Consider the following 14,018-nt stretch of genomic DNA (forward strand, 5'->3'; position numbering starts at 1 on the left):
TCAAGCCCCGGCGCGCAACAGGGAATTGATTCGAATCAGGCGACCGTTCTGCACACCCAGATCTATGCATGCTGCAAGCCGGGTGCGGCTGGGGGCCCTTAGGCGACTTTGATTGAAGACCGTCATAGTCTCACGCATCAGCGATTCCTCATCGAACTCTCGTCCGGCGCACACGGCACTCATCGCGTTGATGATCTCCTCGGGAGCAATGTCGCTCAATGGCCGCCCGCCATCGGCCGGGGTGGTGCGATAACCCCTCCACGCCATGCGATCGATCTGGCGAGGCCAGACGAACGTTCCGAGTGGGCTTTTGTGCACGAGCTCCGCGGGTACGCAGTTGGTGATGAAGTACTTGCGTGTTGCCGAGACCCGGTCATAACCGAAACGTTTGCCGAGCCCGCGTGCCAGCCTATCCAGTTCGATCGGGCCTTCGACTTCGACAGTCGCTCGCACAGCCTCGGTGATGATGCGCCGGATCGACGGTGAGTTCGTCCGGTCGAGATCATCCCGAGTGCCCAGCGTCGTCGTCGGGGCGCACTGGTAGGCGATGCCTTTACCGTGCCAGTCACGAGAGACGGACGGCTCGACTGGGCTGGTGTCGACATCGAAGGTCAGTGCCGGCGCCGCATTCGCCAGTCGCGAGGATTCGGCGGGCTCCATCGGGAGCTCGACAGGTTCGGTGAGTGTGGGTAACGGTGGATCAACGTCGATCTCGGCGACGAGTTCATCGACGGACGACTCGGCCACCGCCCGAGCTTCGGCCTCTGCGATCTGCGCCGCCCGCGCCGCGGCCGCGGCCGCGAGCTGCTCCTCGAATGCCCGGCGACGTTGACGCGAGTTCTCTATGGCAGCCTCGATCCGGTCGAGGACGGCATTGGGATCGTTGATCCACTCGGGCAGCCACACCCGCAAAGACGAACCCCAATGCATCATCGTTTCCAGCAACCGCGGTGTCAGATCCCGGTCGGCGACCGTCGGCCGCTGCGCCCACCTCGGGCCGTCGAGGACGAGCGCGACTTGCCAATGATCACAGTCTGATTCGCGGACGACGACATCCAGGAGGAAATCCGACAGACCGTAGTTCGCCTCCACCTCGTAGCCGCGTTTCCGCAACTCCGCACAGAGATCCTTCTGGACCGGATCGACGACAGCACCTTCTCTTGCCCGTACTGCCTTTCCAGACTTGTGCTCCGCCATCTCGAGGTAGCCGCGCAGATGCGCCATACCGACCGACTTGGTCCGCGACAGGTCGATGTCGGACGGGGCGAACGACGTGAAGACGACGACTTTGCGGCGGGCCCTCGTGATCGCCACATTGAACCGCTTCTCTCCGCCCGTCCGGCTGAGCGGACCGAAATTGAGGGGGAGCTGGGACTCACCGGGCTTCGCCGAAAACGCCGCGGTGAACAGGATGACGTCACGCTCGTCGCCCTGAACGTTCTCGAGGTTCTTGACGAAGATGCCTTCCTCGGCGTCGGGTCGCAGTTGCTCGTGGACGAGGGGATCGCCGCATTCCTCCAGCAGGTCCTGGACCAGATCGCGCTGCTGGGCATTGAAGGTCACGACGCCGATGCTCTGCCCGGCCAGGTGCGGCGTAGCCAGCCGCGTACGGATCTCCTCGACGACAGCTTCGGCCTCGACGCGATTCGTGCGCAGCTCCTTACCTCTCTCGCGGTTGAAATGGCCGTTGACGCGCCGCCACTCGACACCGGCGGTGACGTCTCCACCCGGAGAGGGCAAACTCGCGAGACGTCTCTCGTAGTACTTCTGGTTGGAGAAGTGGATGAGGGCTTCGTCTTGACTGCGGTAATGCCACGACAACCACAGACGCGGAATACCGGATTCGACACACTCGGTGAGGATGCTGTCGAGATCTTCGGGAGCGAGCTCACTGTCCTCGTCGGCTTCGTCGGCGGCGGCGGTGACCTGACCGAAGGAGGTCGGCGGCATCTGCTGGGAATCTCCCACGATGACTGCCGAGCGTCCGCGGCCCAGTGCGCCGATCGCCTGCGCCACCGTTACCTGCGACGCTTCGTCGAAGACGACGATGTCGAACGTCGCCGAGCCCGGTGGAATGAATTGCGCAAGCGAAGCGGGGCTGACGAAGACGCACGGCGTAGCGGCGAGGATGTGGTCGGCGTATCGGAGCATCAACTGCCGGAAGCTGGCGCCACCGCGTCTCCTGTCGAGCGAGCGCCGGAGCTCCCCGACCTCGCCGGTGAGCGCACTCGCCTTGAAAGGTCGCCTGCGCAGCAGGGCGGCCGGTAGCGCTTTCACCTGCTCCTCGCGCAGCGCCTCGGCGGCCCGCACGAAGTCATCGATCTCCCCATCGCGCATACTCAACTGGAAATTGTCGAGACCTTTGGAGCGACGCCGTTCCTCGAGCGATCGCTGCGCAGTCCCCCGGATGAAGGCTCCGATCGCCTCCGCGGGGGGGATCGCGCCGGTAAGAAGTTGTTCGACGAACGCACTCAGACCGGCGCGGCGAAGTGGAGCGAGATACTTCGACATATGAGACCACCCGAGGATTCGCTGGGCTCCGAAGTCTTCCGCGTCCTCGATGAGAGCGGCATGGGTGCGTTCCCAGGCAGCCAGCCAGTGCTCACCGTTCTTCCACCGCAGCAGATCCTCGTCCGTCGTGCCGAGGCACGACCGAACCTGCGCCCAGGTATCGCGCACTTCCTGGAGCACTCGTATTTCGCCCTCTGACAGGAAGCCCACCGATTCCAGCAAAGTCCAATCGTCCGGCTGGCGGCCGACGAATGTCACGGTGTCGGCGACGTAGTCGAAGACAGGGCGCAGGTCGTCGGCACTGTTCGCAGAGAGAGGAGTCCATCGCGGCGGGGCCCAAGGGCCGAGGAGATCCTTGGCGTGATCCTGTGTCCGTGACAGCCCCTTCCTCACGTCCGGGATCGCGCGCAGGAGGGGCAGGACCGTGGTGGGAGCCAGGTCCACACCGGGGTGGGCGAAGGGAGCCAGGTTCTGTTGGAACTGTTCGCCCCTCTTCTTCTTGCCGAACATACCTTTGCCACTGGCTTCGGCCTCGGCGATGAACCGATCGACATCACCGGATTCGAGGAACATCGGCGTGAATGTCGCCAGGATCGCGGCACAGCTCTGCTGCAGTTGCGCTATCTGGTCGAATAATTCGCTGCGCGACGCGGCGAACTGGGGACCGCGCATCCAGGCAAGAGCTGCGGCGTCCGGAACGGGATGTCCGACCTGGCGCTCTGCGGCGGGAACCAGAAGATCGATGCGTGCCGGGTCTTCCATGCCTTCCAGGAGTCTGCGAACCCGGTCACTGGTTCGGGCTGTATCCAACGCGTCGGCAGCGCGTCGCAGGGCTGCGGGGATCTGCTCCATACCGACCTCCGGCGGGATGGATCCAGCAAGCGACCACGCAGCGTCGCAGCGGACATCCACATTGCGAGCCGCCCTCGAGAATAGTTGAAGAGACTGTCTTACGTCTCCCCAGCTCACCGGTGGGCGTGTCACATACGAAATGGGAATGTCCGCCGCGAGCCCCTCACCGGCTTCAAGGAGCTCCTCGAACGCGCTCCACAGCGACTGGTCGATGCCGTTGCGATCGTGAACCTTATCCGGGTAGTCGGACAAAGGCAGGAGATGCGTGCCGTAATCCCCGAGGCGCATCTCCCACGTGCGTTCGTTGTAGTGGAGCGAATTATCGATCGCCTCTCTGAGCTGATCCCGGATGGCGTTAGGACTCTGGCTTTTGCCGTGCAGATCGAGGCTGAAGTTCTGCAGTCCCACCTTCTCGAGCCGCCTCTTCACCACGTCGAGGGCGGCCTGCTTCTCCGCGACGAAGAGCACGGTCTTCCCGAGGTCGAGAGCGTGCGCGATGAGGTTGGTGATCGTTTGAGACTTGCCGGTCCCGGGAGGGCCTTCGAGGACGAACGTCCGGCCCGCCGCAGCGAGCGCGATTGCCCGCAGCTGCGAACCGTCGGCCGGTATGGGCACAGGAACAGCGCTTTCGTCGACCTCGATGTGGTCGAGACCGATGTCACCTTCGGCGTGCGGATCGCGGAACGATTCTCCGGCGCGATGGGTCAAGTGCCGGACGACAGGGCTCTGTTCCAATGTGTGCCAGCAATCGCTGAGATCCTTCCACATTCCGAAGGTGCCGAACTGGCAGATCGCGAGTGTCGCCACCTCATCAATGCGCAGATCGAGGTTGTGTTCCACCAGCGCGGTCCGGATGCCGCGAAGCGCAGCGGTGACGTCGAGGCCGCTGTGGTCAAGCTTCGGCGACTCCAGCGCGTCGATCGATACGTGGTGCTTGAGCCGCAGCCACTCCACTAGGCAGTGGTTCGGGGTGGCGACCTCGGTCGTGTCCACGATGATCTGATACGGCTTGCGTCCTGTTCCACCGATGATCTTCACTGGCAGCAGGAAAAGCGGGGCCCTGGCTTCTGCGCCGGTGGAAGTGTGATGGATCAGTGCGCCGAGCGTCAGATAAAGATTCGCGCTTCCCGTCTCTTCGAGCAAGGTGCGTGCGGTGCGGGACAGGTTCTTGAAGCGACGAACGTAGGTCTCTTGGGTGACGGCAGCAAAGATCTGATGATCGGCCGAAAGATAGGTGTGCAGAATCTCCGGGTCGATGTCGGCGGCACGGCGTGCGCCTTGCAGCTGATGTATGGACGATAGGTCGTCATGTGGAACCAGCGTGATGGCGGTTCCCGCGTGAATGATGTCGTCCAGAACCGGAAGTCCATTTCGTGGGACATGCAGATCGATAACTTGCACCGATGACTTGAGGTTCAGCAGCCGATTGCGCGTGCTCAGATCGAGCAGAGCCCGCTTCCATTTGCGGACCCGGGCCGGAGCGTTGTCGGTGACGTCGAGGACGTCGTCGTTGTCCGGGGCGGTTCGCAGTTCCTCAGGCAGCTCGAGGACAACGGCGCCTACGGTCGTTGTGGCCTGGGGTGAGCGGTCGGGCACAATGTCGTCCGTGCTCGGCAGCGGAAGCACGCCACTTTTCCTGGCGGCGGCGATATCCACAACGCCCGCCAGTTTTTCTGGCGTGCTGAAATGCCGGTGGGCCTGAGCAACCGCATTTTTGAAGGATCCGTTCGCCGACTCGTCGTAATACACCGCCTCGACGGGTACGGCTACACCGGACTCGACGAGGTTGACCAGGGCGTTCTGCTCGGTCAGCGAAGGGTGGGACAGGGACGTTTCTTTACTGAGGAAGCCTGCGAACGCGTGATCGTCCAGCAGCCACACCAACGGGCGCAGCCCTGCGGCTTCCAGGCACGCCGCATAGGTCACCGACAGATCGATACAGGTGCCGAAGCGCTGTTCCAGCACCTGTGCGGTGGAACGGATCTTCTGTCCGGTCGCCTCGAAGGAGGCGGGGGGAGTGATGTAGCGGATGCGTTGGGCGCGAAGCGTTTCGTAGATGGCCGCGGCGATCCACCCGGCGCGCTCCTCGCCGCCTTGGTAGCCACTGATCGAGGAATCACCGGTACTCGATCGCAGCAGTTCGGCGGCGCAGTCGAGCACCGACTGCACTGCTCGGGTATTCGGCTGGACGAAGGCCGCCAGGGAATCGTAGAAGATGGGTGCGTTGAACCACTCGTTGTGGGCAAGGACCTTCACCGGAACTGTGAGATGAAGATCCTGGCTCCACAGCCGGCTGACGGTAACGCTGACGGTCGCGGGGTGGCTTTCGTCCAGACCGCGGAGGTACGGCATCTGCGGAGCGAAACCGGCAAAATCGTCCCAAAATACGTCTTCTCCGTCGGAAAGCTCCCCATCGTGCGTGCGGGCCCAAGCAGGCGTGAGTTCGGAGCCGTTGCCATGCAACCGAACCGTCACCGTGACGTCGACTGCCGCCGACCCCGTGGTGTTCGTGACGCGAACTCCGGCAATCAGCGGGACGTTGTTGTGGACGAGCGCAAGATTGATCGCGGGTTGGGTCAATACCTGCACCCTGAATCCCGAGTCCGCCGCCGTGCTGTCCTCCCACAGCCGCGTATGCGTCACATCTTCCTCCGCTTACTTCGAACTCGCTACGGCCCCCAGGCGGGTGGATCCCCCCGGTGAAGCACTGACCCCTCATCGGCGCTCGATGATCAATCGTGACATGTGGCGCACATCGTTTCAGCCTGAATCAGTAGATGGGCTGAGGTTGTCTGGTTGATCGCGGAATCGGCGTCTGTGTTGGAGGGGTGCTTTCCGCGTACTGACCTGCACCAACTTTCCAACAGGTAGGTCTCCGATCGGGCCTGTGATGCCGCGTGGGCGGGACGGAAGCTGGCCAGCCAGCCGCGTCTTTTCGGTCCCCGGGCGACCGGGTTGCGTGGCGGGTCCTGCCTTGGCGGTCGCTTGGTGACTAGGTACGGTTGCGTCTGGTGCGGCTTCCCGCCATCCGTGTCAGCTGGACCTTGGCGTTCCAGCCGCGATTCCCTCTACGACCAGGGCATTTCTCGTTGTAGCAGTGCCAATGCCAACCTCCCTTCTTGTACCATCTGAGATCTACACCGTCGGACTTGCAGTGCGGGCAGCGTGGGGGCTTGGCGAAGTCTTCGGCATGTTCGTGGATGAGTACTCTGCGTGCGAAATGGCTGCCATGGATGGCCAGCATGACTTCGCGACTGTGGCTGTGGGACAGCGTGTTCAGACTGCCCAGCAGAACGATTCGTTCATCGATCACGACGATCTTCTGGTGCATGTAATTGACCGCGACCACGGTGGGCGCGACGGTCTTCAACTCTTCTACGAAGTCGAGAAACTTCTGCTGTTTGGCGCTCCCGGGATCGCGAACAAAAATGGTGATCCGCACGCCGCGCCGGTTGGCCGCCTCGAGAACGGGCAATAGCGAGCGGACGCGGTTGGCTACCCAGGGGGACCAGATCCAAATAGAGTGCCGTGCCTGGTCCAGACGTCCGGCGAGCGTCGCGTAGAACGAATGCTCGTCGTCGATATCGGACACCTCGACGTGACGGCCCAGCACTTCGGCCAACTGTGCGCCGACCGGTCCGAGTTGGGGTATCGATGTGCCGGGCGGTGTGATGAGCTGTGTCGCGGGGATGGTGCGGACCCGGCGAGCATCGATCAGTTCCCGCAGCGCTCCGAAAGCGGTGTCCGGCGCGGCCTTGGCAATCCGACGGCGGCTTCCTACAAGGTACAGGCGGTGTTGTACGCGGGTGACAGCTACGTTGAACAGGCGCAGCCCGCTGCGTTGCCATGTCTCCGCATCGGATCGAATGGATGCGTTGGCCATCCACATGCCATCGCCGTCGCCGGTTTCTACCAGATCGAAGATGACGACGGAAAACTCGCGACCTTGGAATCGGTGCGCCGTGCCGACGTCGGCGATCATCCCGTTATCGTGCTCGAGCTCACGCATCGCCTCGAGGGTCGCGTCGGCTTGCGCGGTGTACGGGGTGACCACTCCGACGGTGTCGCCCGCACTCCGGTGGAGATCAGCCAGCGCGCGAGACAACAGCATACCGGCCGGCCACCATCCTTTTGCCTTACCGAGCCGGTAGATCTGCGCGAGGTCGCCGAGGCCGTCGGTGTCGACGATGACGATTTCCGCGTCGCCCGCGTCCGCCGCTCGTGCGCGGGCTTCGACCACGTCACCTGCAGTCAGCACACCGCCGTAGGCGAGCGAGTTCGCCAGTCGCATCACGTCGACGCCGAAACGATGCTGCGTGTGCAGGGTGATGCAGAACGGCTGGTTCTGTGCGGCATCGGGGCTGTCGATGCGGCAGTGTTCGAAGACCTCGGTCAGCAGCCAACGCCGGACATCAGGTCGGCGGATGTCGCGCAGTTTTTCCGGCAGGACTGGGCCGAGTTGCATGAAATCGCCGAGTAGAACCGCGGTCGTCCTGGCGACCGCGACCGCGAGCAGCACCTCGGGCAACGTGGCGGCGCCGACCTCGTCGACGAGCACTACATCGTAGGGGCCCTCGAATGCCGCGGTATTGGTACGGAACCTGGCAAGGGTGGTCGCGACCAACCGGGCCGAGCGGATGATCTCGCCCTGTGCGTCTTTGGCGAGCTGGTCGTACTGCTCCTGTGCTGCGCGATACTGTCGGAGCAACTCGGAGTGACAAGTCGTGTCGATCGCGACCCGTGGTCGCAGGAGTTCGGCGTCGTGGTGGAAATCGGGGTATCTGTGCCGTGCAGCTTCGGCGACGATGTCAGCGGCCATGACGGACTCGCGCAATTGGTTGTCCAGCAGCAATAGCCGTGCAGAAAGTGCATGCTCCTGCGTCCGTAGTCGACGTGCTGCCGCGGAGGTCTGGCGGAGGTCGGCGTCTATTCGATCAAGAGTGTCGCGGTCCGTTGAGATCCGTCTGGTCAACTGCTCGATCTCTGCGTCGATATCAGCAAGACGACGGTCTGCCAGATCACGGGCGTGGCGCGCGCTTTCGGCCTTCCCCTCGTAGTGCCTCCTCGCCTCTTGCAAAGTCGATTCAGCCGCGGCGATAGCGGCACGGGACCGGAATCTAGCCAGTTTCGATTGCGCCTGAAGGCGTGCCAGCTCCCGACTCGCTTCCCGCACCGGCTCCTCGGCGAGCAGGGCATCGGACTCCGCCTTGGTGGCCGCCTGTTCGACCCGGGCCGACTCCTGGCTCAATTCGTCGACCTGCGCCCATGCTCGGCGATCTTGTGCGACCGCCGCCTGTCGGTGTTTTGCCTTTTCGGCCCGGCGGTCGGCGGCTGCAGCGGCATCGGCTACCGCGCGTTGCTGTTCGGCGATGTGGGTCAGCTGTGCGGTCAGGTGTTCGACGGTGAGTTCGGGATTCGTGATCCGTGCGTGGGCATCGGCGTAGCGGGCGGCATCGAAGCCGGTGAGTTGTGCGTCAAGCGCGTCCAGCCGCTTCTTGCGCTCTGTGATTGCGGTGATTTCGGCGGCCAACGATTCGCGTTGCTGGTCTACCGCGGCGAGCCTGTCCCGTATGAGCAGCGGCAGACAGACATCACGGTCCTCGGCGATCTCGCGCAGATGTGGCGGGCCGACGCGCACCAATTGACCCGGCGCGTGGCGATGCTGGCTCACCACCCCCAAAAGGGCGTTGTCGACAGCGATATTCGTCGCCGATACCAGCAGGACACGTTTGCCATCGGCGATCAGGTCGCTGATCGCTCGTTTCAGCACCGTAGTTTTACCGGTCCCCGGCGGCCCCCAGACCAGCCACAGCCCCGTGCCGAGACACGCCCGGTATGCCAGTTCCTGGGCAGGTGCGAATATATCGGTGGCCGGGCCGATCGGAGCGGGCACACCTGCGAGCTCGCCACGAGCCAGAAGACCCGCCAATCCGTCCACGGTGAGGCCGGCGATGCCTTTGCGCAGTGACTCGATCAGGAATGTCGGCGGCTGTTGGAACAGCCACAGCGTGGGATCGAGCGGATCGGCGAACTCCGCGACACGTACGCGCAATGTCGAACCGTCCTGAGCGACATCCATGATCGGATGACCGGAATCGACGTCGGACCCGTCCGGGCCTGCCAACCGCAAGCTGTCCGCCTGCACGTGGTCGGCGTTGATGTTCAGGCCGCGTATATCGACGGCGAAGGTCCCCGGGGTGGCCGTCCGCACCGCTGCGCCAACTCGTCGCCAGTACGGCTTGTCAGGGCCGGCGCCTTCGACGGCCAGCCAGGCGTCCAGTGCGGTAGCTACCTCTTCGCGCCAGCCCACGAACACCCCCTCCTGAGTTACCGCAGAGAATGATAGGTCGACTGGGTCCGAGATGTCCGTCGATCGCCATGTGACGAAGGCGGCGGTGTGCTTGCCTCGGTGGGCCAGCGCGATCCGGAACGGCACTTCGGGCCGCTGGCCCAACGTGGACAGACCGCTCACTTCTCGTAGTACATGCGTTCGTCGACCTGGGACTGGCCAGGGGTCTCAGAGCCTGACTGGAAGAGTCGGCTTGTACCTGTAGGCAGTTTGCCAGGAACGTAGCAGTCGTTTTCTGTCGGCGACCTCGACAGCACGACGACACTACCGATCTCGGTGGGCTCCTTTTCGAGCGGCGGAGCATGGTCGTCTGCGACACCCGCGTCCGTCTTCCTGCACCGAGCGAGATGCAGATACGCTCCGCTATAACAGCGAAAGTGGATTCGGCATCCGAAACTGTCTTTGTTCGAGAATGCGAATCCGGGCCGGATCGCTCTATGTAACAGTGCGATCCGGCCCGGTGTCAGCTCAAGAAACTAACTAGTCGGCTCGAACGCCTCCGCGATGATCTCCGCCTGTTCCACAGCGTGCACCTTGCTCGAGCCCGAGGACGGGGCCGACATCGCCCGGCGGGAGATGCGGCGCAGGCGGGTGTTGGCGAAGCGGGCGGGGAGGGTTTCGGGGAGGTTGAGGCCGAAGAAGGGCCAGGCGCCCTGGTTGGCCGGTTCCTCCTGGACCCACGCCAGGTCGGTGGCGTTGGGGTAGCCCTCCAGGGCCTCGTTGAGGCGGCGGACGGGCAGCGGGTAAAGCTGCTCGATCCGCACGATGGCGACGTCTTCGCGCTTCTGCTTGGCCTTTTCGGCGGCGAGTTCGTAGTAGAGCTTGCCGCTGGTCATGAGGATGCGCTTGACCTTGCTGCGGTCGCCGATGCCCTGCTCGTAGGCCGGTTCGTCGAAGACCGAGCGGAACTTGCTCTCGGTGAAGTCCTTCAGGTCGGAGACCACGGCCTTGTTGCGCAGCATCGACTTCGGGGTGAAGACGATCAGCGGGCGGCGGATGCCGTCGAGCGCGTGGCGGCGCAGCAGGTGGAAGTAGTTCGCCGGGGTGGACGGCACCGCGACGGTCATCGAGCCCTCAGCGCACAGCTGGAGGAAGCGCTCGATGCGGCCGGAGGTGTGGTCCGGGCCTTGGCCCTCGTGGCCGTGCGGCAGCAGCAGCACGACGTCGGAGAGCTGGCCCCACTTGGCCTCACCGGAGGAGATGAACTCATCGATGATCGACTGCGCGCCGTTGACGAAGTCACCGAACTGCGCCTCCCACAACACCAGCGCGTTGGGGTTGCCCAGCGAGTAGCCGTATTCGAAACCGACGGCGGCGTATTCGCTCAGCGCGGAGTCGTGCACGGCGAACCAGCCCGGGTTCTCGCTGCCGATGTTGTGCAGCGGGGTGTACTCCTCGGCGGTCTTGCGGTCGATGATCACCGCGTGCCGCTGGGTGAACGTGCCGCGGCGGGAGTCCTGACCGGTCAGGCGCACCGCGCGACCCTCGTCGATCAGCGTGCCGAAGGCGAGCAGCTCGGCGAAGGCCCAGTCGACCTTGCCCTCGTAGGCCATCTCGCGGCGCTTCTCCAGCACCGGCTTGACGCGCGGGTGCACGTTGAAGCCGTCGGGCACGTTGAGGAACGCGTCGCCGATGCGCTGCAGGATGGACTTGTCCACCGCCGTCACGACGCTCGCAGGCACCGGCTGGTCGCCTTCGACCGACTCGCTCGGCCCAGGCGAGTATTTCTCCAGCTCGCGGACCTCGTTGAACACCCGCTCCAGCTGGCCCTGGTAGTCGCGCAGCGCGTCCTCGGCCTCTTTCAGCGAGATGTCGCCACGGCCGATCAGGCTCTCGGTGTACGCCTTGCGGACCGAGCGCTTGGTGTCGATGACGTCGTACATGTACGGCTGGGTCATCGACGGGTCGTCGCCCTCGTTGTGGCCGCGACGGCGGTAGCAGATCATGTCGATCACGACGTCCTTGCGGAACTTCTGCCGGAAGTCGACCGCAAGGCGCGCCACCCAGTCACACGCCTCCGGGTCGTCGCCGTTGACGTGGAAGATCGGCGCGCCGATGAACTTCGCGATGTCGGTGGAGTACTCGGTGGAGCGGCTGTTCTCCGGCGCGGTGGTGAAGCCGATCTGGTTGTTCACCACGATGTGGATGGTGCCGCCGACCCGGTAGCCGCGCAGACCCGACAGGTTCAGCGTCTCGGCGACCACGCCCTGACCGGCGAACGCGGCGTCACCGTGCAGCATGAGCGGCACGACCGAGAAGCCTTCCGCGCCGTCGCCCTTGTCCAGCAGATCCTGCTTGGCGCGCACGAGGCCTTCGAGCACCGGGTCGACCGCCTCCAGGTGCGAGGGGTTCGCGGTGAGCGAGACCTCGATCTCGTTGTCGCCGAACATCTGCAGGTAGGTGCCCTGCGCACCGAGGTGGTACTTCACGTCGCCGGAGCCGTGGGTGGCGGCCGGGTTCATGTTGCCCTCGAACTCGGTGAAGATCTTCGAGTACGGCTTGCCGACGATGTTGGCCAGCACGTTCAGCCGGCCGCGGTGCGGCATGCCGATGACGACCTCGTCGAGGCTGTGCTCGGCGCACTGGTCGATGACGGCGTCCATCATCGGGATGACGGCCTCGGCGCCCTCCAGCGAGAAGCGCTTCTGCCCGACGTACTTGGTCTGCAGGAAGGTCTCGAAAGCCTCGGCCGCGTTCAGCCGGTTCAGGATGTACTTCTGCTGCGCGACCGTCGGTTTCGCGTGCTTCTGCTCGACCCGGTCCTGGATCCAGCGCAGCTGCTCCACGTCCAGGATGTGGGTGTACTCCACGCCGACGTGGCGGCAGTAGGCGTCGCGCAGGACGGACAGCACGTCGCGCAGCTTCATCCGCTCCTGGCCGTGGAAGCCGGCCACGTTGAACGTGCGGTCCAGGTCCCACAGGGTCAGCCCGTGCTGGGTGACGTCCAGGTCCGGGTGGCTGCGGAACTTGTCCTTGACCAGCCGCAGCGGGTCGGTGTCGGCCATCAGGTGGCCGCGGTTGCGGTAGGCCGCGATCATCTCCAGCACGCGCGCGCTCTTGTCGACGCCGCGTTCGCGGACGTCCTTGCGCCAGCGGACCGGCTCGTACGGCACGCCGAGACCGTGGAAGATCTCGTCGTAGAACTCGTCGGCGATCAGCAGCTGGTGGATGGTGCGCAGGAAATCACCGGACTCCGCGCCCTGGATGATGCGGTGATCGTAGGTGGAGGTGAGCGTCATCAGCTTGCCGACGCCCAGATCGGCGATGCGCTCGTCGCTCATGCCCTGGAACTCGGCGGGGTACTCCATCGCGCCCGCGCCGATGATCGCGCCCTGACCGCTCATCAGGCGCGGCACCGAGTGCACGGTGCCGATGGTGCCCGGGTTGGTCAGCGAGATGGTGACGCCGGAGAAGTCCTCGGCGGTGAGCTTGCCGTCGCGGGCGCGGCGGACGATGTCCTCGTAGGCGGTGTGGAACTGCCCGAAGGTCATCGCCTCGCAGCCCTTGATGGCGGCGACGACCAGCGATCGGCTGCCGTCCTTGCCGGGCAGGTCGATGGCAAGGCCGAGGTTGGTGTGCGCGGGGGTGACCGCGTTCGGCTTGCCGTCGATCTCGGCGTAGTGCCGGTTCATGTTCGGGAACGCCTTGACCGCCTGCACGATGGCGTAGCCGAGCAGGTGGGTGAAGGAGATCTTGCCGCCCCTGGTGCGGGCGAGGTGGTTGTTGATGACCAAGCGGTTGTCGATCATCAGCTTGGCCGGGATGGCGCGCACGCTGGTCGCGGTGGGGATGCTCAGCGAGGCGGACATGTTCTTCGCCACGGCGGCGGCGGCGCCGCGCAGCACCTTGGCCTCGTCGGCGGCGGTGTCGGCCTGCTTCGGGCCGGAGGTCGGCGCGGCGTTCGACGTCGGCGCCGGGGTGGTCTGCGGTGCGCGGGCGGTGACAGCGGCGGGCTTGGCGGCGGCCGGTGCGGGCTTGGCGGCAGCGGGGGCGGGCGCTTTCGGGGCCGCGGGAGTAGCAGGCTTGGCGTCGTTGCGCGTGGCGGCGGCGGGCTTGGTGGCCGTCGGAGCCGGTGCGGGAGCGGCAGCCTGCGCGGGCGCGGGGGCGGACTGGCTGTTGCCGGAGTCGCCACTCGCGTCAGGCGTGTAGTCGGCCAGGAACTCGTGCCAGCTCTCGTCGACCGATGATGGATCTTGTTTGAACTTCTGATACATCTCGTCGACTAGCCACTGGTTCTGTCCGAACTGGGATGTTGAGCTGCTCACAGCAGGTGTTCGCCTCATTTCGTTCTTCGCGCTGCGACGTT

3 protein-coding genes are annotated in these 14,018 nt (G+C 64.6%); all 3 read right to left on the minus strand.

The genetic code is table 11. From position 1 onward, the window contains the following. The 3 genes from proA to NB3_RS17900 all read right to left on the minus strand — a co-directional run bounded on the left by proA (position 1) and on the right by NB3_RS17900 (position 13,995). On the minus strand, positions 1-6,006 hold the full coding sequence (proA, locus tag NB3_RS17890; RefSeq protein WP_067804336.1) for an anti-phage protein ProA: 6,006 nt from the start codon (positions 6,004-6,006) through the stop codon (positions 1-3). A gap of 349 nt (positions 6,007-6,355) precedes the next feature. Next, positions 6,356-9,835 (minus strand): AAA domain-containing protein, encoded by a 3,480-nt coding sequence (locus NB3_RS17895; protein ID WP_157111845.1) that lies wholly within the window; start codon positions 9,833-9,835, stop codon positions 6,356-6,358. Positions 9,836-10,188: 353 nt separating this feature from the next. Beyond that, complete coding sequence (locus NB3_RS17900) at positions 10,189-13,995, minus strand: multifunctional oxoglutarate decarboxylase/oxoglutarate dehydrogenase thiamine pyrophosphate-binding subunit/dihydrolipoyllysine-residue succinyltransferase subunit (RefSeq protein WP_174553220.1); 3,807 nt, start codon at positions 13,993-13,995, stop codon at positions 10,189-10,191. Positions 13,996-14,018 lie beyond the last annotated feature (23 nt).

The organism is Nocardia beijingensis NBRC 16342, assembly GCF_001612785.1.
In the GTDB taxonomy this organism is placed as follows: Bacteria; Actinomycetota; Actinomycetes; order Mycobacteriales; family Mycobacteriaceae; genus Nocardia; species Nocardia beijingensis.